This is a genomic window from Microbacterium keratanolyticum (assembly GCF_016907255.1).
GTDB lineage: Bacteria > Actinomycetota > Actinomycetes > Actinomycetales > Microbacteriaceae > Microbacterium > Microbacterium keratanolyticum.
Genome location: NZ_JAFBBQ010000001.1, coordinates 1,173,346 through 1,198,207, shown reverse-complemented (window position 1 = coordinate 1,198,207; position 24,862 = coordinate 1,173,346). Strand labels below are relative to the sequence as shown.

Sequence of the window (24,862 nt, the reverse complement as noted above, 5' to 3'; positions counted from 1 at the left end):
ATCTTCTCTATCGCCCCCGATCCTGTTCAGGCGAGCACGGGGGATCAGACCTCGCCTACGGTGGGGGCATGGCATCCATCGATCTGAACTCCGACCTGGGCGAGAATTCCCCCGGGCGGATCGTGAGCGACGACGAGGGCATGCTCAAGGTCGTGACCAGTGCGAATGTCTCGTGCGGGTTCCACGCCGGCACCCCGGCGGGCATCCAGGAGACCCTGAGGAACGCGATCGCCCGCGGCGTCGTGATCGGCGCGCATCCGAGCTATCGGGACTTCGAAGGCTTCGGGCGCACCGCGATGGATGTCACCGGAGCGGTCCTCCAGGCCGAAGTCGAAGAGCAGATCGCGACCCTCTCCACATGGGCCGCCGCGGCAGGCGGCCGCGTCGCCTACGTCAAGCCGCACGGTGCGCTCTACAACACGATCGCCCACGACGAGGCGCAGGCGGCGGCGGTCGTCGCCGCGGTGTGCGCCGTTGATCCGGGACTCGTCCTGCTGGGACTCGCCGGAAGCCTCGTCCTGGAGCGGGCGCAGCGAGCGGGACTCGCGGTCGCCGCCGAGTCCTTCGCCGACCGCGGGTATCTGCCGGATGGTCGTCTCGTGCCCCGCACGGAGCGCGGCGCCGTGCTGCATGACCCGGCGACGGTGGCCGAGCGGATGCTGCGCCTCGTCGACACCGGAACGATCGACGCTGTCGACGGGACGACTCTGCCGGTGCGCGCCGACTCGATCTGCGTGCACGGCGACAGCCCGGGAGCCGTCGCCATGGCCCTTGAGGTACGGCGACGGCTCGACGCATCCGGAGTTCGCGTCGCCCCCTTCGCGGTATGAGTTCGATGCGGATCCTGCGAGCCTCGGATCGGGCGCTCCTCGTCGAGACCGCCGACCTCGACGAGGCCATGCGGCTGAATCGAGCGCTCACCGCTGCGGCCGTGCCAGGCCTTCTGGAGCTCGTGCCCGGCGCACGGACGGTGCTGGTGCGATTCGAGCCGCGACGAGTGTCCGCGGAGGCGCTGTCCGAGATCGTCGGGACGATCGATGCGTCCGCAGATGTCTCGGCCGATGCTGCGCTCGTGGAGATTCCCGTGCACTACGACGGCGACGACCTGGCCTACGTCGCCGACGTGCTCGGCATCTCCGTGGAGGACGTGATCGCCCGGCACCTGGCCGCGTCGTGGACGGTGGCGTTCGCGGGCTTCGCGCCCGGCTTCGGATACCTGATCGGCGATGACCCGCTGTTCGATGTGCCGCGCCGCGCGACTCCGCGTATGCGGGTTCCCGCCGGAGCCGTCGGGCTCGCAGGACGCTTCAGCGGGGTGTATCCGCGGGAGAGCCCCGGCGGCTGGCAGCTCATCGGTCGCACGGATGCCGTGATGTGGGACACAGAGCGCGAACCGCCGGCCCTGCTCGCCCCCGGAACGCAGGTCCGATTCGTGCGTGCGGCCCGCCTCGCCGCCCCGGCCTCACCCCAAGACGCGTCGCTCATCGCTCGTCCGCCCCAGCCCCACCGTGACGATTCGCAGCGCCGTATCGACATCCTCTCCGCACTCTTCCCGATCCTGATTCAAGACCTCGGTCGCCCGGGCAACGCGGCCCTCGGCGTCTCGGCGTCGGGCATCGCGGATCGCACGGCGATGCGGGCGGCGAACCGCGCAGTGGGCAATGCTCCGGATGCGGCGGTGCTCGAGATCACAGCCGGCGGAGCCGCTCTGAAACTGACCGGCGCTCTGGTCGTCGCCGTTGCGGGCGCGGTCGGCGAGCTCGTCCTCACAGATCGTCACGGCGAGGAGCGTCCTGCTCCGCACGGAGCCCCTTTCGCCGTGTTCGACGGCGACGTGCTGCAGGTCGGTGCACCCGAACGTGGCCTTCGCTCCGTGCTCGCGGTGCGCGGAGGCATCCGCTCACGGCCGGTCCTCGGCAGCCTCGCGACCGACACCCTCGCGGGCCTCGGGCCTGCACCCCTGCGGGCCGGTGACGCGGTGGCTCTGGGGGACCCGCGCAGCGCGCCGCATCTGGTCGATCCCGTCGCGCTGCCGCGTGATCTTCCCGCACCCGGCGAGACCGTCACGCTGGAGATCACCCTGGGGCCGCGCGATGACTGGTTCACCGCCGATGCCCTTGAGGCGCTCACAGGTCAGGAGTGGGAGGTGACGGCCCGTGGCGACCGCGTCGGCATTCGCCTGGCGGGCGCGGAGCCACTGCAGCGGTCGGTACAGGGCGAGCTGCCGAGCGAGGGCGCGGTGACGGGTGCGCTGCAGGTGCCGCCCGACGGGCAGCCAGTGCTGTTCCTGCCGGACCATCCGCTCACGGGCGGATATCCGATCATCGGCGCCGTGACAGATGAGTGCCTGGACCTGGCTGCGCAGCTCCCGCCTGGCGTGCGCGTGCGCTTCGCCGTTCGCTGAGCCGCGCGTCAGGCGACGGTCGCGCGGATCGCGTTGTTCCACGGATCATCGAAGTGGAGCGTCTGGCCGTCGTCGCGCACGGCGGCGCCGTAGTGGGCGAGACGTTCTCCGACCTCGCCGAGCGCGTCGGCGTCGGGGAGCAGCAGATCGACCCGGCCGAGGCCGAGCGCAGGCATGCGGGGTCCGGCACCGCGCGAGTTCCACACGTTCATCGCCATGTGGTGGTGGTACCCCCCTGCGCTGACGAACAGGGCCTGATCGCCGAGCGAGGCTGTGGCGTCGAAGCCGAGCCGGTCGACGTAGAACGCCCGGGCGGTCGCCACGTCGCCGACGGAAAGATGCACATGACCGATCTGGGCGGGGTCGGCCGCCGTCGGGCGCGCATCCTCGCGCAGGTGCTCGTTCAAGAACGCGTTCGGGTCGAGGTAGAGGGTCGCCATCTCGACCTGGCCGTGCGTCCAGGACCAGTCGGTGCGCGCACGATCCCAGTACAGCTCGATGCCGTTGCCCTCCGGATCGGTCAGGTAGAACGCCTGGCTGACGAGGTGGTCGGCGCTGCCCGTGAACGTGCGAGGGGCGTGCTGTGCGACGGAGAAGAGGGCGGATGCGAGCGCCGCCTGCGACTCGAACAGAATCGCGGTGTGGAAGAGTCCTGCCGCACCCGGCTGCGCGTGGCGGAGCGCGGGGCTGTGCTGCAGGACCACGAGCTCGCGCCCGGCGCGACCCAGAGCGACGGCGTCGCCGTCAGCGCGCACGACCTGCAGCGTGACGACATCGCGATAGAACGCAGTCATGGCGTCGAGGTCGGCGACGAGCAGGGTCACCGCGCCCATAGAAGTTGCCTCGGCAAGTTTTTCGTGCATGACTGTCACAACGCCTTAGAGGGTGCGTCTATTCCTGGGCCAGACCCACCGCGACCGCGCACTGCCGAACGGTCCCAGAAGTCCCGCCACGGGAACGCCGTGAGAGAGAGTTGCTGGGACCGCTCGGGGTAGCGCCACTACGCAGGGGTTACGCAGGGTCGCCGCCCAGCGGACCGACGGCCTCCAGGGGCTTGGGGTCGTCCGCGCCGGTCTTGCGTGCACGGGCGATCAGGTTGCCGCCGTGATAGATCACGATGGCCGCGAGCGTCGCGATCACGATGCCGCCGAGCTCGAAGCCGGATCCCTCGTCCTTGATCATGAAGCCGCCGACGGCGATGATCAGCGCGACAGCCGCCGTGTACTGGTTGACCGGGCGCGAGAAGTCGACCTTCGCATCGACCCAGATCTTGATGCCGATGACGCCGATCAGGCCGTACAGGGCGGTCGTGATGCCGCCGAGCACACCGGCCGGGACCGAGTTGATGATCGCGCCGAACTTGGGCGACATGCTGAGCAGGATCGCGGCGATACCGGCGACCCAGTAGGCGGCCGTCGAGTAGACGCGGGTCGACGCCATGACGCCGATGTTCTCGCCGTAGGTCGTCGTACCGGATCCGCCGAAGAAGCCGGCGAGCGAGGTCGAGACACCGTCGGCGATGAGCGCCTTGCCGGTCTGCTTGTTGATCTCAGGGTCTTCGACCATCGTCGCGACACCGCGCACGTGACCCACGTTCTCGGCGATCAGCACGAGCACGACCGGCAGGAACATGGCCATCGCCGTCCAGGTGCCGGGGGAGGCGAAGTCGGGGAAGTGGAAGGTCGGCAGGCCCACCCATGCGGCCTCCTCGACCTTGGCGAAGTCGAGCTCTCCGCGCACACCGGCGAAGATGTAGCCCGCAATGACGCCGAGGAAGATTGAGATGCGACCCAGGAATCCACGGAACAGCACCGCGAACAGGATCGTCACGGCGAGCGTGAAGGTCGCCGTCACCGGGGATGCGCTGAAGTTGCCGTGCGCGGCCCCGGCCAGGTTGAAGCCGATGAGGGCGACGATCGTGCCCGCGAGCACCGGAGGCAGGAAGCGGTCGACCCACTTCACGCCGACCGTGTGCACGACGACGCCGATCAGTGCGAGCAGCACGCCGACCGCGACGATGCCGGCGAGGGCGGCACCCATGCCGTCATTCGCGCCCGAGGCGTTCGCCGCGGTTGCCGCCGTCACCGGGGCGATGAAAGCGAACGAAGAACCCAGGTAGCTGGGGAGCTTGTTGCGCGTGACGAGCAGGAACAGGATCGTGCCGACACCGCTGAAGAGCAGGGTCGTCGGCACGGGGAAACCGGTCAGGATCGGAACGAGGAACGTCGCGCCGAACATCGCGATGACGTGCTGCACGCCGATCGCGATCGTCGCGGGCCAGTTCAGGCGTTCTTCGGGGCGCACGACGGCGCCGGGTTCGACCGTGCGCCCGTTTCCGTGCAGGGTCCACAGGGGCATGGGGGCTCCTCAGAGTCGGGGATGAAGGATGCTGGGAAAACACTAGCGATTCCTGAGCGTTTCCTGTGCGCATGCGCCGTCTCGGATGCTGTTCGGCGTGGCTTCTGTGGTGCATCCGCGTTCTGCGAGGTGGTGTGGCAAGGGCTGGTGCATCCACGACGCTGAAGATACCCCCAGGGGTATCTGTTAGGCTCGAGTTCCACCCGGAAGAGGAGTCGCAACAGTGAGCAAGAGCATGCGCGTGATCATCGTCGGTGGTGTCGCCGGAGGGATGTCGGCCGCCACCCGCCTTCGTCGTCTCGACGAGAACGCCGAGATCATCGTGATCGAACGTGGCGACTATGTCAGCTTCGCGAACTGCGGCCTGCCCTACTACGTCGGCGGCGTGATCCCCGAGCGCGAGTCGCTGCTGTTGCAGACGCCGCAGTCGCTGAGGGCGCGCTTCGCCCTCGACGTGCGCGTCGGCCACGAGGTCACGGCGATCGATCGCGAAGCCCAGACCGTCACGGTCCGTGACCTGCGCACAGGCATCGACACCGTCGAGCACTACGACGCACTAATCCTCGCGACGGGTGCAAGTTCGCGGGAGATCTACCCGCAGGTCGACGGTGCGGCCCCTGTCGCGACGCTGCGCACGATCGACGACGTCGACCGCATCACGGCTGCGCTCGACGGACTCACCGGCACCGGTCGCGCGGTCGTCGTCGGCGGCGGATTCATCGGCCTTGAGGCGGTCGAGAACCTCGCCCACCGCGGACTCGCGGTCACGCTCGTGCAGCACGGCGCACATCCGCTCAGCCCGCTCGATCCCGAGATGGCCAGCGTCGTCGTCGACACGCTTCGCAGCGAGGACGTCGATCTGCGCACTCGCACCACCGTCACGGCAATCGATGCCGACGGCGTGCACCTCGACGACGGCACGACGCTCGCCGCCGACCTCGTCATCGATGCGCGCGGTGTACAGCCCGCAGCATCCGTCGCTGCGGCCAGTGGTCTGCGGCTCGGCCCCACCGGCGGTATCGCCGTCGATGGGCATCAGCGCACCAGCGACCCGCGCATCTTCGCCGTCGGCGACGCTGTGGAGAAGATCGACCAGGTCTCTGAGGAGCCCACGCTCGTCACGATGGCGGGCCTCGCCAACCGGCACGGCCGCACGATCGCTGACGTGATCGCCTGGGAGTCGGGGCTGCTCGATGAGCGGCCACAGGATGCGACGCCCGCAACGGGCACCGCGATCGTCGGCGTCTTCGGGCTCGCCGTCGCGATGACCGGCTGGAGCGAGAAGCGCCTGCGCGACGCAGGATGGCCGCACCGCGTCATCCATGCACACCCGGTCGACCACGCCGCCTACTACCCGGGTGCTGAGCGCCTCACGATGAAGCTGCTCGTCGACCCCGACACTGACCTCATCCTCGGAGCGCAGGTGATCGGCCGAGCGGGAGCAGACAAGCGCATCGACGTCATCGCGACGGCCATGCAGGCCGGTCTCACGGCCTCGCAGCTCGCACGGCTCGAACTCGCCTACGCGCCCCAGTACGGATCCGCGAAAGACCCGATCAACATGCTCGGGTACATCGCCGACAACCATGCGAGCGGCACGACCGACAGCATCCAATGGCATGAGCTGGATGCTGCGCGTGACGCCGGCGCGTCGGTGATCGACGTGCGCTCCGCCAGCGAGTACGAGCGCGGGGGCATCCCGGGCAGCCTGAACATCTCGGTCGACGACCTGCGCTCGCGCATCGCTGAGCTGCCCGAGGGCGAGCTCATCGTGCACTGCCAGGTCGGACAGCGCGGTCACACCGCCGTGCGCATCCTGCGTCAGCTGGGGCGCGATGCCCGCAACCTCGACGGTGGCTACCTCACCTGGCGTGCCGGCACCGCCATGCGCGAGCCCGTTCTTACGCCGTGAGGCGTTCGATCAGTTCGCGGTAGCGTGCCGCCGTCTGTGCGACGATCTCGTCGGGCAGCACCGGAGGCGTGCCCTGCTTGTCCCAGTGCGCGGCGAGCCAGTTGCGCACGATCTGCTTGTCGAAGGAGGCCATGCGCTCGGCGGGCGTCGTGCCCGTCGCCCACGCCGCAGCATCCCAGTAGCGCGATGAGTCGCTCGTGAGCACCTCATCGGCCAGGCGCAGCACGCCATCGCTGTCGAGACCGAACTCGAACTTCGTGTCGGCGAGGATGAGCCCCTTCGCCTCGGCGATCGCGGCGGCGCGCGTGTAGATCGCCAGCGACGCGTCGCGCAGCTGGGCCGCACGCTCGGCGCCGACCAACTCGACCGTCTTCTCGAAGGAGATGTTCTCGTCGTGCTCACCCATCGGCGCCTTGTAGGCGGGGGTGAACAGCGGCTCGGGCAGGCGGTCGCCGTCGGTCAGACCCGCGGGGAGAGGGATGCCGCAGACGGTTCCGGATGCCTGATACTCCAGCCATCCGGATCCGGTGAGGTACCCGCGAACGACGCACTCCACCGGGAGCATGTCGAGCGACATGGCGAGCATGGCGCGGTCGGCGACGACATCCGGGATCTCGCCCTCGGCAAGGTGGTTCGGAACGTCCTCCAGCTGCGCGAACCACCAGCGGCTGAGGTGCGTGAGCAGCGCGCCCTTCTCGGGGATACCAGGCTCCAGCACGAAGTCGAACGCGCTCACCCGGTCGGATGCGACCACCAGCAGTCGAGCGTCGGCGGAGTCTTCCGGCACATACAGATCACGGACCTTGCCCGAATAGGTGTGCCGCCAGCCGGGGATGTTCAGTGCTTCGCTCACACGAACATCTTCCCACCCGCGCCGGACTCCTCTGACCCTTGGAGGAGCGATGTTCACCCCCGAATCGCCGAAAACAGGGTGAACATCGTTCCTCGAACGGGAGGGGCCCGTCCGTCGCGGGAGTAGCGTTGCCTCGTGACTTCTGACGCACGCGCGGACTCGACCGCGCACAGCCCGTGGCCCGCGCTCTGGGCGCTGGTGATCGGCTTCTTCATGATCCTCGTCGACACGACGATCGTGTCGGTCGCGAACCCGGCGATCAAGGCCGCGCTCGACCCCGACACGAACAATCTCGACAACGTCGTGTGGGTCACGAGCGCCTACCTGCTCGCCTACGCGGTGCCGCTGCTGATCACGGGGCGTCTCGGCGACCGCTTCGGGCCCAAGAACATCTACCTGGTCGGGCTCGCGATCTTCACGCTCGCCTCCCTCTGGTGCGGGCTGTCGACCTCCCTCGAGGGTCTGATCGCCGCTCGTGCCGCGCAGGGCCTCGGTGCGGCATGCATGACCCCGCAGACCATGGCCGTGATCACCCGCACCTTCCCGCCGACCCGTCGTGGCGCGGCGATGGGGCTGTGGGGTGCGACGGCGGGCGTCGCTACCCTCGTGGGACCGCTGCTCGGAGGCATCCTCGTCGACGGTCTCGGCTGGGAGTGGATCTTCTTCGTCAACCTGCCCGTCGGCGTCATCGCGTTCGTCATGGCCTGGGTCCTCGTGCCGAAGCTCGAAACGCACCCGCACCGCTTCGACGTGCTCGGCGTGATCCTCAGCGCCGTCGCGCTCTTCCTCATCGTGTTCGGCCTGCAGGAGGGTGAAGCTCACAACTGGGGTGTCATCTGGGGCCCGATCACGGTGTGGGGCATGATCGGCGTCGGCATCCTGCTGCTGGCCCTGTTCATCTCGCAGCAGGCCCGGACACGCAGTGAGCCGCTCGTGCCGCTCGTGCTCTTCCGTGACCGCAACTTCGCGGGGGCGACGGTCGGCGTCGCCGCTGTCGGGTTCGCGGTGACGAGCATGTCGCTGCCGATGATGTTCTTCCTGCAGCTCGGTCGAGGGCTCACTCCGACCCAGTCGGCGATGCTGCTGATCCCGATGGCTGTGCTCTCCGGTGTTCTGGCACCGTTCGCCGGTCAGCTCCTCGACCGCGTCGACCCGCGCTTCATCCTGATTCCGGGGCTGCTCGCGAACGGCATCGCATTGCTCTGGTACGCCGCGCTCATGACGCCGGAGACCCCGATCTGGATGTTCCTCCTGCCGTCGGCGCTGATGGGCATCGGCAACGCCGGCATGTGGGGTCCGCTCGCCACGACCGCGACCCGCAACCTCCCGCCGGCCATGGCAGGCGCAGGCTCGGGCATCTACAACACCATGCGCACAATGGGGTCGGTCATCGGCTCCGCAGCCATCGCGGCGTTCATGCAGGCGCGGCTGGAGGCGAACCTTCCCGGTCTCTCCGAGGCATCCGGCTCCGTGGGCTCGGGCGGCGCCCTGCCGCCGGAGATCGTCGGCGGCTTCTCGGCGGGTATGGCGCAGACGATTCTGCTGCCCGCCTCGGTGCTCGTGATCGCGATCATCGCCGCGCTCTTCGTCGGCCGCTACGACTCTAGACAGCGCTCTGACGCGTCGATAGGCTGACGCGTCACCAGGTGTCCTCCGATGCAGAGTCGCATCGGCTGCGGCACTCGGTGTCAGGAGCAGCAATGACCACCACTCCGATCCACCTCGGCCGACCCGACGGCAAGGGACTGGCAGCAGGAACGTTGGGGCTGTGGGGCTCGACCGTCATCGGTCTCGCCTCGACGGCGCCCGTGTACTCGCTGGTCGCAACGCTCGGCTGGGTCGTGCTCGCCGTCGGCGCCCAGGCGCCGATCGCGTTCATCGTCGCGTTCGTTCCGATGCTGTTCATCGCGTTCGCCTATCGGGAGCTCAACCGGGAGATCCCCGACTGCGGGACGACGTTCACCTGGGGCACGAAGGCGTTCGGACCCTGGGTCGGCTGGATGGGCGGATGGGGCGTCGCGGTCGCGGGCATGGTCGTGCTCGCCAACCTCGCCCAGATCGCCAGCATCTACTTCTGGGCCCTTTTCGGCCTGTCCCTGGAGAACAACGACTGGCGCATCATCCTGATGGCCGTCGTGTTCATCGCGGCGATGACCTGGGTGAGCTGGCGCGGCGTCGAGATCGGCGAGAAGATCCAGAACCTGCTGCTCGGCATCCAATACGTCGCGCTCGCCGTCTTCGTCATCGCGGCGCTCTGGCAGTTCTTCGCGGGCAGCGCGCCGAACCCCACGCCGTTCGAGTGGGAGTGGCTCAACCCGTTCGCGTTCGAGTCGTGGTCCGGATTCACGCAGGCCGTCCTGCTGGCTCTCTTCATCTATTGGGGCTGGGACACCTGCCTCGCTCTGAACGAGGAGACGAAGGATCCCAAGCGCATCCCCGGCACCGCGGCGCTGCTCACCTGCGTGCTGCTGCTCGTGACGTACGTCGGCGTCACGGTCGCGGCGATGATGTACGCCGGCCTCGGCGAAGACGGCGTGGGCCTCGGCAACGAGGCGAATGCCGATGACTTCTTCCTCGCGATCCGCGATGGCCTCCTCGGCCCGTTCGGATGGGTTCTCGTGGTCGCGGTTCTCATCTCTGCGGTGTCGTCGACGCAGACGACGATCCTGCCGACCGCGCGCGGCACCCTGGCGATGGGCGTCTACCGCGCGCTGCCGGCGAGATTCAAGGAGGTGCACCCGCGCTACAAGACCCCGTCGTTCTCAACGCTCGTCATGGGGGTCGTCGCCTCGCTGTACTACATCGGGATGACGCTGATCAGCGACAACATCCTGCAGGACTCGATCCTCTCGCTGGGCCTCGCGATCGCGTTCTACTATGCGATCACCGGCTACGCGTGCGTCTGGTACTTCCGTCGCGAGCTGTTCACCTCGGGCAAGGCGTTCGTCACGAAGGGCCTGCTGCCGCTGCTGGGTGCGCTCATGCTCACCTACGCCTTCGTGCAGTCGGCGATCGACATGTGGGATCCCGAGTACGGGTACACGGTGCTCTTCGGCATCGGCGGCACCTTCGTCGTCGGCATCGGGTCGCTCGCCGTCGGTGTCGTGCTCATGGTGATCTGGTACTTCTTCCCGCGCTCCAAGCGATTCTTCGCCGGTGAGAGCCTCAACCGCGACACCGAGGTCATGGTGCCGGAAGACCCGGCCGATTTCATCCGGTCGATCGACGGCGGCATCTGAGCATCCGAGGCATCATGAGCATATGAAGCTCCTTGCTCTGGCGCGTCGGTATCCCCTGCTCAGCGGAGGGCTGCTGGCGACCGCCGCGGTGATCGTCCTCGAGATCGCCAAGATGTCGGATGCCGCGCGCTGGACCGCGACGATCGCGGTCGGCGCGGTCATCGCGTGGACCGCATGGGGGATGCTGCGCGACATCCTGCGCGGCCACTACGGTCTCGACATCCTCGCGGTCGTCGCGATGGTGGCGACTCTGGCGGTCGGCGAGTACATCGCCGCGCTCGTGATCGTGCTGATGCTCTCCGGTGGGGAGGCCCTGGAAGACTACGCGCAGCGTCGAGCCGCACGTGATCTCACCGCACTGCTGGACAGGTCGCCGCAGACCGCGCATGTGATGGTCGACGGTGAAGAGACGCAGACACGCGATGTGCCGGTCGACGAAGTGGAACCCGGCACCGTGCTGCTGGTGCGGCCGGCCGAGATCGTGCCCGTCGACGGCACGCTGCTCAGCGCCGAGGCGAGCTTCGACGAATCGTCGCTGACGGGCGAGAGCGTGCCCGTGGCGCGTACGACGGGCGATGAGGTGATGTCGGGTGCGGTGAACGGCTCGGCAGCGGTGCGGATCCGCACGGTTCGTCGCAGTGCCGACAGTCAGTACCAGCAGATCGTCGCACTCGTGCATGAGGCGCAGCAGACGAAGGCGCCGGTCGTGCGGCTGGCCGATCGCTTCGCCGTGCCGTTCACGATCGTGTCGATCACGATCGCCGGCATCGCGTGGGCCGTGTCCGGTGACCCGGTCCGCTTCGCCCAGGTGCTGGTGCTCGCGACGCCGTGTCCGCTGCTGATCGCGGCCCCCGTCGCCTTCCTCGGCGGGCTCTCCCGCACCGCGAAGGAAGGGCTGGTGGTCAAGGGCGGTGCGGTGCTCGAGCAGCTCGCGCGCATCCGCTCCGTGGCGTTCGACAAGACGGGAACACTCACACAGGGCCGTCCGGCGCTCGTCGAGGTGCGCCCCGCGGTCGGCGTCGACGCGGACGAGCTGCTGCTCCTCGCCGCATCCGCGGAGCAGTACTCCAGTCACGTGCTCGCCCAGGGCATCCGACGCGCGGCCGTCGAACGCGGGCTGACTCTCGCCCCGGCGACGCACGCCGAGGAGATCGCGACGAATGGCGTCACTGCGCACATCGACGGCCGCACGGTCGTCGTCGGCAAGCCCGCCTACATCGCCGCGCTCGCCCCCGATGCCACGCGCACCGACCTGCAGGCAGGTCAGCTGGCGGCGTACGTCGCGATCGACGGGCGCTACGCAGGAGCCCTCGTGCTCGCGGACGCCGTGCGCCCCGAATCCGCGGACGTCATCACCGCACTCCGCGCCCACGGCGTCGAGCGCATCGCGATCCTCACAGGAGACGCCGACGCCACAGCATCCGCCGTCGCCGCTGAGCTCGGCGTGACCGAGGTGCACGCGGAGCTTCTGCCCGCGGAGAAGGTCGCGCTCGCCGCGGAGATGGCGCCCCGGCCGATGATGATGGTGGGCGACGGCGTCAACGACGCCCCGGTGCTCGCTGCGGCGGACGTCGGCATCGCTATGGGAGCACGCGGATCGACGGCGGCGGGCGAAGCCGCGGATGCCGTCGTGCTGAAGGACTCGCTCGCTCCGGTCGTGGGCGCCGCGGCGATCGGGCGGCACACGCTGCGAGTCGCCTACACGGCGATCTGGATCGGCATCGTGCTCAGTGTCGGCCTCATGCTCATCGCCACCACGGGCGTGATCCCGGCCGTCGTCGGTGCGTTCACGCAGGAGCTCGTCGACCTCGCGACGATCCTCTACGCGCTGCGCGCCCTCACCGGGCCCTCCACGGTTTCAAGGAGCGACGTTCACCCTGCTTCGGTCGAGAACAGGGTGAACATCGCTCCCTGAGCGGCAAGTGGGTTCTACTCGGCGACGCGCGCCGCGATGTCGTGGCGGAAGTGCGCGCCGTCGAGCGAGATGTGCCGGATGGCCTCATAGGCGCGGGCGCGGGCCTCGCGGAAGTCGGGCCCGGTCGCCACGACGCTGAGCACGCGGCCACCGGTCGCGATGAGCGCGCCGCCCGGCGCATCCGGACCTGCGGTCGCCGCATGCACGATGCGCACGCCGGGAACCGCAGCCGCTTCGGCCAGCCCCTCGATCTGACGGCCGGTCTGCGGAGCCTCGGGGTAGCCCTCGCTCGCGAGGACGACCGTGATCGCGACATCGTCGCTGAAGACCGGCTCGGGCTGGTCTTCCAGATTTCCGGATGCTGCGGCGAGCAGCAGCTGCGACAGTGGCGTCTGCAGGCGCGGCAGCACGACCTGAGTTTCCGGGTCGCCGAAGCGTGCGTTGAACTCGATCACGCGCACGCCGGCGGGCGTCAGGATCAGGCCGGCGTAGAGCAGGCCGATGAAGGGGGTGCCTTCGGAGTCCATCTGGCGGATGACCGGGAGCGCGACATCGCGCGTCACCTCGGCGACGAAGTCCTCGACGCTGCCGAACTGCTCCGAGAGCCAGGGCAGGGGCGAGTAGGCGCCCATGCCGCCCGTGTTCGGGCCGGCGTCGCCGTCGAACGCGCGCTTGAAGTCCTGTGCGGGGCTGAGCGCGCGCACCGTGTCGCCGTCGCTCAGGAAGAAGAGGGAGACCTCCGGGCCGGTGAGGAACTCCTCGACCAGCACGGGTCCGTTCGGCAGGTACTGCTCGGCGTGCGCGAGAGCGTCCGCGCGCTCGGACGTGACGATGACGCCCTTGCCTGCGGCGAGCCCGTCGGCCTTCACGACGTAGGGCGCTCCGAAGTCCTCGAACGCGGCCTCGACCTCAGCCGTCGAAGTGGCCCGCACGGCGCGGCCGGTCGGGACACCCGCGGCATCCATGATCCGCTTGGCGTACGCCTTCGAGCCCTCGAGCTGAGCCGCAGTCTTGCCGGGACCGAAGACCGGGATGCCACGCTCGCGCAGCGGGTCGGCGACCCCCGCGACGAGCGGAGCCTCGGGGCCGACGACGACCAGGTCGATGGCGTTCTCGTTCGCGAACGCGGTGACAGCCTTGCCATCGAGCATGTTGACGTCGACGAGGGTCGCGTCCTGCGCGATGCCGGCGTTGCCGGGCGCTGCGAAGATCTCATGCGACGCCTCTTCCGCACGCAGCGCAAGGATGATGGCGTGCTCGCGGGCACCGGAACCGAGAACGAGAATCTTCACGTAGCCAGACTACCGAGCGCGGCTCGCGTGTGTCGTGGCGTCAGACCGGCCGCTCGTCCTGTTCGTTCCAGGGGATCGTCCAACCGGATGCGTCGAAGATCGCATGCAGCACCATCGCCGTGAAGCCCCACACGATCGTGCCGTCGACCTCGAACGCCGGGGCGCGGAACGTCTGCGCGCCATAGTGCCGCACCGACATGTACCGGTTCGCGGGGTCGAGCAGCTTCGCCACCGGGACGCGGAACACTTCGACCGTCTCGGCGTGATCGACCGCGGCGACACGGGAAGGAGACGTCCACCAGGCGAGCACGGGCGTCACGCGGTGATTGCTCACCGCGAGGGGCACCTCCGGGAGCATCGCGAGCACTTCGACGCCGTGCGGGTCGAGCCCGGTCTCCTCCTCCGCTTCGCGCAGGGCGGTGGCGGCGGCATCCGCATCGGCGTCCTCGGCGCGACCACCCGGGAACGACACCTGGCCCGCATGTGAGGAGAGGGTGGGTGCGCGGCGCTGGAGCAGCACGTCGAGGTCGCGGGCGACGGATGCCTCGCGGGTCGTCGCGGGGATGTCATCGAGCACGCCGAACAGGACGAGGACGGACGCGGGCTTCGCGCCCTCTGCATCGAAGAGCGGGGGGAACGATGTGCTCCACGAGAGCGCACGAGCGGCAGCGAGCAGCTCTGCCCGTGCTCCTCGCGGTGTGACGCTCATCGCTCTGAGCCTACGCCGCCGTGGTGGGGGAGGTCTCGGTCACGAGTGCCGCCGCCTCGTGCACGGAATCGACGAGATGCACGTGCTTCTCCATGGGGCGGCCCTTCGCCAGCGCCTGCAGCAACGGCCACGCCGGGAGGTGCTCGGTCCAGTACCTCTGCCCGACAAGCACCATCGGCGCGATCGACGACTCATCGGCGTAGTAGTTCTCGCAGGCATCCTGGAAGATCTCCTGCACCGTGCCGCCCGCCCCGGGCAGGAAGACGATGCCCGCCTGGCACAGCTCGAGCAGGATCGCCTCGCGCTGCGCGTTGTGGAAGTACTTGGCGATCGCGTTCGCGAAGGCGTTGGGAGGCTCATGGCCGTAGTGCCAGGTCGGGATGCCGAGCGAATCCGATCCGCGCCCGAAGCGCTCCCGCACAGCGAAAGCGGCATCCGCCCACGCGCCGATGTCGGGGGTGAAGCTCGGCACGGGCGCGAGCATTGCGATCGCCTCCGCGGCAGCATCCGTCCCCTCACGGCTCAGCCAGGCCCCCAGATTGACCGCCTCCATCGTGCCGGGACCGCCGCCGGTCGCGACCGTCAAGGTCTGGCCGAGCAGTCCGCCCAGCGCGACGCCATCCGCATATCCGGCGTCGCTGCGCTGTGCTCCGTGCCCGCCCATGACACCCACGAGTCGACGTCCCTGCACCCAGGTGTTCAGTGCCTCGCCGATGCTGTAGTCATGCAGTGCCTGGGCGAGCGTGCCCTCACGGGCGTGGCGGTCCTGCGACCAGGCGTAGGTGCGCGCGTCCAGGCTGTGTGCGTAGCCGGCATCGCCGAAGAGCTCCTCGGGTGTGTAGAGGATCGTGCGGTAGGCATCGACGGGCGCATCCGGAACCGCAGGGAAGACGACGGCCCCGCGCGCCCGCACCGACTCCTCGTCGGCGGGCAGCATCGTGCAGCCGAGGAACAGCGCACCGGCGACGTCGAGCGTCCGCAGGGGCTCGCGCTGCACCGTCAGATCCAGGGCCCGCAGATGCCAGCCCGCCATCGACTCCGCGCCACATCGGACTCGCCGTTCCAGGTCGTCGAGGGAGTCCACATCGATCACGCCGCCGCGGGTTCTTCTCATGCCTCGACCCTAGGGGCGAACACGGGCGAGTTTGGCTCCGTTGCAGTCGTGCCGATAACGTGAAAGGCAGGGCTCCGGCCCTGCAGACCAGTCCGCGGTCGCGTCCTTCTTTCGATTCAGCTGTGCACGAAGAGGCGCGAGCGTACGGTCGATGTTCTCCGTAGCGGATCCGAAATCCGCTGCCCGAGCCGTCAGCACAGTCTTGTCGAAGCGGCCTTGGAATCATCACCCGGGCGTAACCGAAGCGGCTCCCGCTACCCGAAATCACGGTGGGCCGCGGGGGAAACGTGTCCGAAATCGCACTACAAGCGCGCCATCTCTACAAAGTCTTCGGAAAGAACCCGAACCAGGCTGTCCGCCGGCTCAAGGCCGGCCAGAGCCGTTCCGAAGTCGCAGACGCCGGAACAGCGGCTGTGATCGACGCGAGTTTCACCGTCAACCGCGGTGAGATCTTCGTGATCATGGGCCTGTCCGGTTCCGGCAAGTCCACCATCATCCGCATGCTCAACGGCCTGCTGACCCCCACCGACGGCGATGTCGTCGTGCAGGGCCACAGTGTCACAGCCGCGTCGGCGGGGGAGTTGCGCGGCATCCGTCGTCAATCTGTGTCGATGGTCTTCCAGCACTTCGCCCTGCTGCCGCACCGCACCGTGCTGGACAACGCCGCGTACGCGCTGGAGATCCAGGGCGTCGCGAAAGCCACACGGCTTGCGCAGGCACGCGAGATTCTCGAGCGCGTGGGCCTGGGCGACCGGGCGGATGCCTACCCCGACGAACTCTCCGGCGGCATGCGCCAGCGTGTCGGCCTCGCCCGCGCGCTGACCGCCGGCACCGACATCCTTCTCATGGATGAGGCCTTCTCCGCCCTCGATCCGCTGATCCGTCGTGAGATGCAGGAGCAGCTGATCGAGCTGCAGCAGGAGCTCGGCCGCACCATCATCTTCATCACGCACGACCTCAACGAGGCCATGTTCCTGGGCGATCGCATCGCCGTCATGCGCGACGGACGCATCGTGCAGCAGGGCACGCCCGAGGAGATCCTCACCGACCCCGCGAATGACTACGTCGCGCAGTTCGTGCAGGACGTCGACCGCACGCGAGTGCTCACCGCGAGCGCCGTCATGGAGCCACCGCACCTCACGACCCCCGTGAGCGCCGGAGTCCGCGGCGCCCTGCGGACGCTGCGCGAGCAGCAGGCCAGCGCCGTGTTCGCCGTCGAGAACCGGCGCCTCGTCGGCGTCGTCACCGACCGCGCCGTGATCCGCGCGGTCAAGGCAGGGACGACCGATCTGCGTTCGATCGTGGATGCGTCGGTGCTGACCGTCGGTCCCGACGATCTGCTCACCGACATCGTCGAGCGCGCCGTCGAGACGCCCGTCCCACTGGCCGTGGTCGATGAGAACCGTCGGCTCATCGGCGTGATACCCCGCGTGACGCTGCTCGCTGCGCTCGGCAACGTCTCTCCGACGACGCGCGAGATGCCGATCATCCAGACGCCGATCGAGATGGTGGCGCAGTTCACCCCGCTCGTGGATGCGGCGAGCGAAGGGAGCCTCGCATGATCGACGGATTCCGCATTCCGCTCGGTGATTGGGCGAAGGCCTTCATCGGCTGGGTGACCGACACGCTCGGCCTCTTCTTCGACGTCATCGCGACGATCTTCACCGGCTTCTACGACGGAGTCGCCTGGGTGCTCACGACGCCGCCGTTCTGGGTGATCATCCTCGTGATCGTCGCCCTCTCGTTCTGGGCCAAGGGATGGAAGCTCGCCCTCGGCGCAGCGATCGGCCTCGTCGTGATCGTCGGCGTCGACCAGTGGGAGAAGGCGATGCAGACGCTCGCGCTCACCCTGGTGGCGGCATTCATCGCGATCCTCATCGCGATTCCCGTGGGCATCTGGGCGTCGCGGTCGGCGCGCGTGTCAGCCGTCGTCCGACCCGTGCTCGACTTCCTGCAGACGATGCCCGCCTTCGTCTACCTGATTCCCGCGATCTTCCTGTTCAGCGTCGGCGTCGTGCCCGGAATCGTGGCGACGATCCTCTTCGCCGTCGCACCCGGAGTGCGTCTGACCGAGCTCGGCATCCGCGGCGTCGACGCGGAGGTCGTCGAGGCAGGGCACGCCTTCGGCGCCACCCCCGGTCGTATTCTGCGGCAGATCCAGCTGCCGTTGGCGATGCCGTCGATCATGGCCGGCGTCAACCAGGTGATCATGCTCTCGCTCTCGATGGTCGTCATCGCGAGCATGGTCGGCGCGCCGGGGCTCGGCAAGGACATCATCCAGGCGCTCAGCCGCATCGACATCGGACTCGGCTTCGAAGCGGGACTCTCCGTCGTGATCATCGCGATGATCCTCGACCGTGTCACCGGCGGTTTCGGCCGAGCGCGCAAGCGCCCCGCACGCCCGGCCGCGCAGGCTCCGGCGCCGAAGGCCGCACCTGCCGAGGCATCCGCACCCGTCCCGGCCTGAGCCGACCCGATTCATCAAGACCGAGGTGCGCGTGCGCACCGACGGCTCGCGGTAGACCGCGGGCATCCCCAACACCTGCGACACAGCACGCAGGAGGAAAGGAAACACCATGAAGAAGCGACACCTCATCAGCGCCCTTGCGCTGGGAGCAGCAGCGACTCTTGCCCTCGCCGGATGCGCCGGAGGCACGGATGCATCCGGTTCCGATGCCTCAGGCGAGGCATCCAAGGACATCACGATCGGTGTCTTCAACGGCTGGCCCGAAGGCGAAGCAGCCTCGTACCTGTGGAAGATCGCGCTCGAGGACAAGGGCTACAACGTCACCCTCGAGTACGCCGATGCGGGCCCCGTCTTCGCCGGTCTCGCCAAGGGCGACTACGACCTCGCGCTGGACGGCTGGCTACCGACGACGCACGCCTCCTACTTCGAGCAGTACGGAGACGACATCGTCGACCTCGGAGCATGGAACGAAGACGCCAAGCTCACGATCGCGGTCAACGCGGACGCCCCCGTCGACTCGCTCGCGGATCTCGCCGCCAACGCCGAGGCGTTCGACAACCGCCTCATCGGCATCGAGCCCGGCGCCGGCCTTACTGAGGCGACGCAGAACGAGGTGATCCCCACCTACAAGCTCGATGGCATGGACTACATCACGTCGTCCACGCCCGCGATGCTCGCGGAGCTCAGCAAGGCGCTCGACAGCGGCAAGAACATCGCCGTGACACTGTGGCGTCCGCACTGGGCCTATGACGCCTTCGACATCAAGGACCTGGCCGACCCGGAGGGCACCCTGGGGGCTGCCGAGTCGATCCACACCGTGACGCGCACCGGGTTCGCCGATGACTTTGCCGAGGTCAACGGCTGGTTGAAGGACTTCACGCTCAGCTCGGACTTGCTGTTCTCGCTTGAGAACGTCATGTACAACACCGACGAGACCGTGACGGACTACACCGAGATCGTCCGGACCTGGATGGACGAGAACAAGGACTACGTCGACAGCCTCACGGCGTCGTAGGGAGAGCGGCGACACGGCAGGTGTCGTGTGCGCGAGGGGGTCGTGGCTGCGTGCCGCGGCCCCCGTCCGGCTCTGGGGCTGCAGGCGGATGTTGCGACGCGACCGCACGCGCCTAGGCTGAAGCCGTGGCGAAGAAGATCGATACCGCGCTCGGGCGCGCAGCGCTGACGGCGACGCAGGATGCGCTCGCCGCCGGGGGGAAGCCCCCGCGCAGCGAGTACGGCACCGCGGTCCGCTACCTGCTGCAGCTGCTGGATGAGAAGGCGCCGGGCAACAGTGTCGAGGTGCGGGTTCCGCCGTTCGGTGCCGTGCAGGTCGTGCAGGGTCCGAAGCACACGCGCGGTACTCCGCCGAATGTGATCGAGATGGATGCGGCGACGTGGATCGCCGTGGCCACGGGAACGGAGACCTGGGACGCCGCCGCGGCGTCCGGTCGGGTGCACGCCTCCGGCATCCGCGCGCATCTCGCGGACCTGCTGCCGCTGCGTCCGTAGGCGACGACCCTGTGCGCGGGCATAGGCAGGGGTGGGACAATAGAGCCATGTCTGCTGAGCACCCCACCTCCCGCGACGAGATCGTCGAAGCGCGTGTCCGTCGCGTGCCGCGCTACGGCGTGCTGATGGCCGTCGGTGGTGTGCTGGGTGTGCTGGTCGCGGCAATCATCGCGCTGTCCGGCAGCCAGCAGCCGTCGGAGGTGCTCAACGTCGTCTACCCGCCGACCCAGGTGTTCGGATTCGTGCTCCTGTGGACGGCCCCGATCGGCATCGCTCTCGGTGGCCTCGTCGGCGTGGTTCTCGAGCGGCTCGCGCGTCGCCACGACCGCATCGTGCGCGTCGACCACGAGACGATTGTCACCGCCCGCGACGAAGACTGAGCGAAAGAGCGGATGCCACGGGGCATCCGCCGTCGCGTGACTTACGCCAACTGGCTGATGACCGGCCGGATCGCCTGATCGAAGGCAACGACGTCGCGGCGCATGCCGTCGGTGACGGCGACGCTGAGCGAGCCGATCCACCAGAGGCCGCGCTGCGTGAACGGCAGGACGTGCACGTTGAGCTCGAACGAATGCGCGCGGCGACCGACTTCACGCTCGAACTCCGCGATCGCTGAGGCGTAGGCGCGGTAGGCGTTGCTCTCATGCCCGACGGTGCGGGTATAGCGGGCCTGCGTCTCGCGGGCGTAGCGCAGCGCGGAGTCGGCGTGCGGGATGATCGCGGCGCGCAGCTCTTCCGCGCCCGTCGCGGGCAGCGCGACGAGCGTGTCGAAGCCGTCGACGAGCTCCAACGGTCCGGGGGCGCGGTGCGCGCGCGGTTCGACCGTCATCTCCCAGAACGCCCGCCATTGGTGCTCCAGCGCGACAGTGGTCTCCGGCGCGTCCGGGGACCGGACGGGCAGGTCGCGCAGGGCTGGCAGGTCAAGCGGCTCGCGGATGCCCAGTTTCTGGCGCAGGGCGAGCGCCAGAAGCACCGGAACGCCGGCGTCTTCGCGTACGAGCCACTGCGGCTTCTCGCCCATGTGCACCATCGTAGGAGGCGGGCGCGGCTGGGGCGAGGGGTGGATGCTTCGGGTGCTGTTCTGGCGTCATGTTCGCCGGAGACGGCGTGCACGGTTTGGCGACGGGGTTAGGTAAGGCTTACCGTATAAGGGTTCCCCCACAGGTCGCCCCGAAACGACGTCGCAGAGAGGTCCTCCATGTCGCTTTCCTCGGCTCCGCGCCATCGTGCCCGCCCTCACGTCCTCGCGGCGATCGCCCTCGGCGTCGGTGTGCTCGCGGCGGGTGGCGCTGCCGCCCCGGCGTCTGCTGCGACCGCTGAGAGCGTCTGCGCCGTCACGGACGGGACTCTGAGTTGGGGCGTCAAGGAGTCGTTCCGCTCGTACATCTCGGGCACGATCGCCAAGGGCGCGTGGGAGGCAGCGGAAGGCGCGAGCTACACGACGCCCGAGTTCACCTGGAGCGGTGCGCACGGCTCGCTCGACGCGACCGGATCCGGCGAGGTCGCCTTCGAGGGCGTCGTCACCTTCACCGGTCATAACGGCCTGCTGCGCACGACCTTCGCCAATCCCACCCTGGTGCTGAGCGAGGGGCAGCAGCCGCAGCTGAAGGTCGACATCAGCGGGGTCTCGATGGAAGATGCGCTCGCCGGAGCCACGGATGCCGTGCAGACGCATCCGCAGATTCCGATGATCGCCCTCGATCTCGACGCCGGAACGCTGCCTCTGGCCGAGAGCGGCGAGGTCGCCGCAGCCGCCGTCGCCGCCACGATCACACCCGAAGGCTTCGCCGCCTTCGGCAGCTACGAGGCGGGCACCGTGATGGATCCGCTGTCCTTCTCGTTCGTCCTGGAATGCACCGAACCGGTCGCCGATACGCCCGCGCCCGAGCCCGAGGCTTCGTCTGTCGCGATCGCCAACGCGGAGGCGCCGGCGGACACCGCGCCCGCCGGTGTCTGGTGGGCGGTCGCCGGGGGAGCCCTCATCCTCGCCGGAGCCACGGCCGTCTGGGCGGTGCGCCGTCGCCGCGCCGTCGTCTCGGCAGTTCGCGACGCGCACACCGAGGACGCACCATGAGACGGCGGCTCACCGCGGCGCTCGCCGCGCTGAGCCTGCTCGCGCTCGCGGGGTGCGCGACGGGAGCCGCCGCGCCATCGACCTCGCTTCCGGCCGCGGAGACGCTGCCCGCGCTGTCTGAGCTGATCCCCCTCGATGACCCGCGCTCCTGGGAGGGGCCGTCGACGGCCATTCTCGATGACCTGCGCATCGAGCCCATCGCGGATGCCCCTCGTGCGTCCCTGCCCACGACCGTGACGTCATACGACATGGCGGGCGAGACCGAGGTCACGATCGAGGACACATCCCGCGTCATCGCCATCGACCGTGCGGGCTCGCTCGCGGCGACCGTCTGGGCTCTCGGCCTCGGCGATCAGCTTGTGGGTCGCGACGCGGCGACGACGTTCCCCGGCCCGCACGAGCTTCCCGTCGTCACGGGCCCGGGACACACGATCAACAGCGAAGCGATCATCGCGCTGGCGCCGACTCTCGTCCTCACCGATGGCTCCATCGGCCCACGCGATGTCGTCGAGCAGCTGCGCGATGTGGGGATCACGGTCGTCGCCGTGCAGAACGAGCCATCCTTCGAGGGGGCGGCCGTGCTCGCACGCGATGTCGCCGCCGTGCTCGGCGTGCCGCAGGTCGGGGACGAACTCGCGACCCGCATCGGTGCGGACATTCAGTCCGCCGTCGCGGAGATCGCCGAGATCGCCCCGACGGAGCCGGGCGATCGGGTGCGCATGCTGTTCCTCTACGTGCGCGGTTCGGCGGGTGTCTATTACCTCTTCGGAGAGGAATCCGGAGCGGACGCGCTCATCGAGGCGGTCGGCGGCGTGGATGTGGCGGGCGAGCTCGGATGGGCGGGCATGCGGCCCATGACCGACGAGGCGATGGCAGCCGCTGATCCCGACCTCATTCTCGTGATGACGCACGGGCTCGAATCCGCCGGCGGCGCGCAGGGGCTGATCGAGGAGAAGCCTGCGATCGCCGTGACCGCAGCGGGACAGAAGCAGCGGTTCGTCGATATGGACGACGCGCAGATCCTGTCGTTCGGTCCCCGTTCGGCGGATGTGCTGCGTGCGCTTGCCCGTGCGATCTACGCTCCCGACCTGCGTGAGCGGTCGTGAGCGCCGACGTGACGATCAGCACGGCTCCCGATCGGGTCACGCGCGCGGAAACGACCACAGTCGGTCGGCCGCGCCGCGGCCGCATCTGGATCGTCGCGCCCGTGCTGTCCGTCGTGCTCCTGGTCGGCGTGCTCGTCTCGGCCGGGTCGGGCCAGCTTCCGATCTCCCCCGCCGAGATGGGCACCGCACTCCTGCGGGCGATCGGCATCACGGGGGTCGGTGAGCCGATCTCGCCGATGGTCGAGTCGACGCTGTGGCAGATCCGCTTCCCGCGGGTGCTCATGTCGCTGCTGGTCGGTGGGGCTCTCGCTGTGGCCGGCGTCGTGATGCAGGCGATCTTCGGCAACCCTCTCGCGGAGCCCGGCGTCGTCGGAGTCTCCTCCGGCGCCGCGGTCGGTGCCGCCGTCGCGATCACGCTCGGGCTGACCTCGGCGGGTTCGTGGGTCACGGCGGCGCTCGCCTTCGCCGGCGGATTCGGTGCCACGCTGCTCGTCTACGGTGCTGCCCGCGTGCGCGGCCGCACAGAGTCGGTGCGTCTGATCCTCACCGGAATCGCAGTCAACGCCTTCGCGGGAGCGTTGCTGGCCGTGCTCATGTTCGCCGGCAGCGCGGCGTCGCGTGAGCAGATCGTGTTCTGGCAGCTCGGATCCATGAACGGCTCCCGCTGGGGGGAGGTCGCGGTCGTGGCGTCCGTGACAGCGATCTCGCTGGTGATCGCCTTCCTCGCCGCCCCGCGCTACGACCTCCTCGCGCTCGGCGACCGCACGGCCGCGCACCTGGGCGTGCGTGTCGAGCGGCTGCGCATCCTGTCGATCGTGCTGGTCGCGCTGCTCACGGGAGTCGCCGTGGCCTTCGTCGGCATCATCGCCTTCGTCGGTCTCGTCATCCCGCACCTGTTCCGCGGCATCCTGGGTCCGGCGACACGTCCCCTCATGATCGCCTCGTTCCTGGGCGGCGGCGTGCTGCTGGTGTTCGCCGACCTGTTCGCCCGCACGGCAGTGCCCGCGGCCGACCTGCCCATCGGGATCCTCACCTCTTTGCTCGGCGGCCCCTTCTTCTACTGGCTCATCCGACGAAACGCAGGGGGCTGGTCGTGACCGTCGCGTACTCCGTGGAAGAGGTGTCCTACCGTCTCGGCGGATCACACCTTCTCGCAGACGTGTCGCTGCGCATCGCCTACGGGCGGGTGCTCGCCCTGGTCGGCCCCAATGGGGCGGGCAAGTCGACACTGCTCGGAGCGCTTTCCGGAGACATCGCGCCGACCGCGGGTCGCGTGCTGCTGGACGGCGAGGACGTCGCGCAGCTGCGCGCGCGCGATCTGGCGCGGCGGCGTTCCGTGCTGCTGCAGTCCAACCGGGTGTCCTTCGCCTACTCGGTCGCTCAGGTCGTCGAGATGGGGGCGGCGCCGTGGCAGGGTGCCGATCGGGACGACGACGAGATCATCGCGGAGGCGATGCGTCGGGCCGACGTCGGTCACCTGGCGGATCGCGCCTACGGCTCGCTGTCGGGCGGAGAGCAGGCGCGGGTGTCGTTCGCGCGGGTGCTGGTGCAGGACACCCCCGTCGTCATGCTCGACGAGCCGACCGCGGCGCTCGACCTGCGGCATCAGGAGGAGCTTCTGCGCAGTGCCCGTGATCTGGCTGATCAGGGGCGGGCCGTCATCGTCGTGCTGCACGATCTCTCTCTTGCCGCGGCATTCGCGGATGAGATCGCGATGCTCGAGAGCGGGCGCAGTGTCGCCCATGGGTCTCCGGCGGCGGTCCTGACCCAGGAGCGCATCGAGGCCGTCTACGGGGCGCCTGTCGCCGTGATCACGGATCCGATCAATGGCCACCCTCTGGTGATTCCCCGACGCTGATGCGCAGCGTCGCAGGTGGTGCGTCCGGCACTCAGCGACTTGCCAGGGAAGG

General features: G+C 68.9%; 22 protein-coding genes. 15 read left to right on the top strand and 7 right to left on the bottom strand.

Annotation, left to right across the window (positions count from 1 at the left end):
* The first annotated feature begins 68 nt into the window (after window positions 1–68).
* Both JOD62_RS05680 and JOD62_RS05675 read left to right on the top strand, forming a co-directional pair.
* On the top strand, window positions 69–830 hold the full coding sequence (locus tag JOD62_RS05680; RefSeq protein WP_204938346.1) for a LamB/YcsF family protein: 762 nt from the start codon (window positions 69–71) through the stop codon (window positions 828–830).
* Between the two features lie 5 nt (window positions 831–835).
* Window positions 836–2,404, top strand: coding sequence for a 5-oxoprolinase subunit B/C family protein (locus JOD62_RS05675; protein ID WP_204938345.1), 1,569 nt, complete (start codon window positions 836–838; stop codon window positions 2,402–2,404).
* 8 nt (window positions 2,405–2,412) lie between these two features.
* On the opposite strand, the gene JOD62_RS05670 is transcribed toward JOD62_RS05675, so the two are convergent.
* Together JOD62_RS05670 and JOD62_RS05665 are read right to left on the bottom strand one after the other, a co-directional pair.
* Complete coding sequence (locus JOD62_RS05670) at window positions 2,413–3,237, bottom strand: VOC family protein (RefSeq protein ID WP_204938344.1); 825 nt, start codon at window positions 3,235–3,237, stop codon at window positions 2,413–2,415.
* A 178-nt stretch (window positions 3,238–3,415) separates the two neighbouring features.
* Window positions 3,416–4,762, bottom strand: coding sequence for a uracil-xanthine permease family protein (locus JOD62_RS05665; RefSeq protein ID WP_204938343.1), 1,347 nt, complete (start codon window positions 4,760–4,762; stop codon window positions 3,416–3,418).
* Window positions 4,763–4,997: 235 nt separating this feature from the next.
* On the opposite strand from JOD62_RS05665, the gene JOD62_RS05660 reads away from it, so the two are divergent.
* A complete protein-coding gene (locus JOD62_RS05660; protein ID WP_204940072.1) occupies window positions 4,998–6,674 on the top strand; it encodes an FAD-dependent oxidoreductase in 1,677 nt (558 codons plus the stop codon).
* Here the strand turns inward: JOD62_RS05660 and JOD62_RS05655 are convergent.
* On the bottom strand, window positions 6,664–7,527 hold the full coding sequence (locus JOD62_RS05655; protein ID WP_204938342.1) for a phosphoribosylaminoimidazolesuccinocarboxamide synthase: 864 nt from the start codon (window positions 7,525–7,527) through the stop codon (window positions 6,664–6,666). The two genes, JOD62_RS05660 and JOD62_RS05655, sit on opposite strands and share 11 nt — an antisense overlap.
* A gap of 135 nt (window positions 7,528–7,662) precedes the next feature.
* On the opposite strand from JOD62_RS05655, the gene JOD62_RS05650 reads away from it, so the two are divergent.
* The 3 genes from JOD62_RS05650 to JOD62_RS05640 all read left to right on the top strand — a co-directional run bounded on the left by JOD62_RS05650 (window position 7,663) and on the right by JOD62_RS05640 (window position 12,681).
* Complete coding sequence (locus tag JOD62_RS05650; protein ID WP_271171459.1) at window positions 7,663–9,162, top strand: DHA2 family efflux MFS transporter permease subunit; 1,500 nt, start codon at window positions 7,663–7,665, stop codon at window positions 9,160–9,162.
* A gap of 65 nt (window positions 9,163–9,227) precedes the next feature.
* Window positions 9,228–10,766 carry an APC family permease gene (locus JOD62_RS05645; RefSeq protein ID WP_204938341.1) on the top strand — a complete coding sequence of 513 codons (1,539 nt, stop codon included), beginning with the start codon at window positions 9,228–9,230 and terminating at the stop codon, window positions 10,764–10,766.
* A 22-nt stretch (window positions 10,767–10,788) separates the two neighbouring features.
* Window positions 10,789–12,681 carry a heavy metal translocating P-type ATPase gene (locus JOD62_RS05640; RefSeq protein WP_204938340.1) on the top strand — a complete coding sequence of 631 codons (1,893 nt, stop codon included), beginning with the start codon at window positions 10,789–10,791 and terminating at the stop codon, window positions 12,679–12,681.
* Between the two features lie 14 nt (window positions 12,682–12,695).
* On the opposite strand, the gene purD is transcribed toward JOD62_RS05640, so the two are convergent.
* From purD to JOD62_RS05625, 3 genes are read right to left on the bottom strand one after another with little or no spacing between them, the layout of a single operon-like run.
* A complete protein-coding gene (purD, locus tag JOD62_RS05635; RefSeq protein WP_204938339.1) occupies window positions 12,696–13,973 on the bottom strand; it encodes a phosphoribosylamine--glycine ligase in 1,278 nt (425 codons plus the stop codon).
* A 40-nt stretch (window positions 13,974–14,013) separates the two neighbouring features.
* The gene (locus tag JOD62_RS05630; protein WP_204938338.1) at window positions 14,014–14,682 is read right to left on the bottom strand and encodes an NUDIX hydrolase; all 669 of its coding nucleotides are present in this window, start codon (window positions 14,680–14,682) and stop codon (window positions 14,014–14,016) included.
* A gap of 10 nt (window positions 14,683–14,692) precedes the next feature.
* Window positions 14,693–15,796, bottom strand: a complete 1,104-nt coding sequence (locus JOD62_RS05625) for an LOG family protein (protein ID WP_239526565.1) — start codon at window positions 15,794–15,796, stop codon at window positions 14,693–14,695.
* Between the two features lie 287 nt (window positions 15,797–16,083).
* Between JOD62_RS05625 and JOD62_RS05620 the strand changes: the two genes are divergently transcribed.
* The 5 genes from JOD62_RS05620 (at window position 16,084) to JOD62_RS05600 (ending at window position 20,152) form a co-directional block, all read left to right on the top strand.
* Entirely contained in the window at window positions 16,084–17,358 is a 1,275-nt protein-coding gene (locus JOD62_RS05620; RefSeq protein ID WP_204938337.1) for a quaternary amine ABC transporter ATP-binding protein, read from the top strand.
* Entirely contained in the window at window positions 17,355–18,263 is a 909-nt protein-coding gene (locus JOD62_RS05615; protein ID WP_204938336.1) for an ABC transporter permease, read from the top strand. The genes JOD62_RS05620 and JOD62_RS05615 overlap by 4 nt, the downstream gene beginning before the upstream one ends.
* 109 nt (window positions 18,264–18,372) lie before the next feature.
* A complete protein-coding gene (locus JOD62_RS05610; protein WP_204938335.1) occupies window positions 18,373–19,278 on the top strand; it encodes a glycine betaine ABC transporter substrate-binding protein in 906 nt (301 codons plus the stop codon).
* A 125-nt stretch (window positions 19,279–19,403) separates the two neighbouring features.
* Complete coding sequence (locus JOD62_RS05605; protein WP_204938334.1) at window positions 19,404–19,772, top strand: sterol carrier family protein; 369 nt, start codon at window positions 19,404–19,406, stop codon at window positions 19,770–19,772.
* Between the two features lie 47 nt (window positions 19,773–19,819).
* Window positions 19,820–20,152 (top strand): potassium transporter Trk, encoded by a 333-nt coding sequence (locus tag JOD62_RS05600; RefSeq protein ID WP_204938333.1) that lies wholly within the window; start codon window positions 19,820–19,822, stop codon window positions 20,150–20,152.
* Window positions 20,153–20,193: 41 nt separating this feature from the next.
* On the opposite strand, the gene JOD62_RS05595 is transcribed toward JOD62_RS05600, so the two are convergent.
* On the bottom strand, window positions 20,194–20,793 hold the full coding sequence (locus JOD62_RS05595) for a zinc-binding alcohol dehydrogenase (RefSeq protein WP_204938332.1): 600 nt from the start codon (window positions 20,791–20,793) through the stop codon (window positions 20,194–20,196).
* A 177-nt stretch (window positions 20,794–20,970) separates the two neighbouring features.
* On the opposite strand from JOD62_RS05595, the gene JOD62_RS05590 reads away from it, so the two are divergent.
* Genes JOD62_RS05590 through JOD62_RS05575 form a run of 4 tightly spaced genes read left to right on the top strand, consistent with a single transcriptional unit; the run spans window position 20,971 to window position 24,810 of the window.
* On the top strand, window positions 20,971–21,846 hold the full coding sequence (locus JOD62_RS05590) for an HtaA domain-containing protein (RefSeq protein ID WP_204938331.1): 876 nt from the start codon (window positions 20,971–20,973) through the stop codon (window positions 21,844–21,846).
* Complete coding sequence (locus JOD62_RS05585) at window positions 21,843–22,952, top strand: heme/hemin ABC transporter substrate-binding protein (protein WP_204938330.1); 1,110 nt, start codon at window positions 21,843–21,845, stop codon at window positions 22,950–22,952. Before JOD62_RS05590 ends, JOD62_RS05585 begins: the two co-directional genes overlap by 4 nt.
* Window positions 22,949–24,049, top strand: coding sequence for a FecCD family ABC transporter permease (locus JOD62_RS05580; RefSeq protein WP_407666005.1), 1,101 nt, complete (start codon window positions 22,949–22,951; stop codon window positions 24,047–24,049). Before JOD62_RS05585 ends, JOD62_RS05580 begins: the two co-directional genes overlap by 4 nt.
* Window positions 24,046–24,810, top strand: a complete 765-nt coding sequence (locus JOD62_RS05575; RefSeq protein WP_271171458.1) for a heme ABC transporter ATP-binding protein — start codon at window positions 24,046–24,048, stop codon at window positions 24,808–24,810. The genes JOD62_RS05580 and JOD62_RS05575 overlap by 4 nt, the downstream gene beginning before the upstream one ends.
* Window positions 24,811–24,862: the final 52 nt, after the last annotated feature.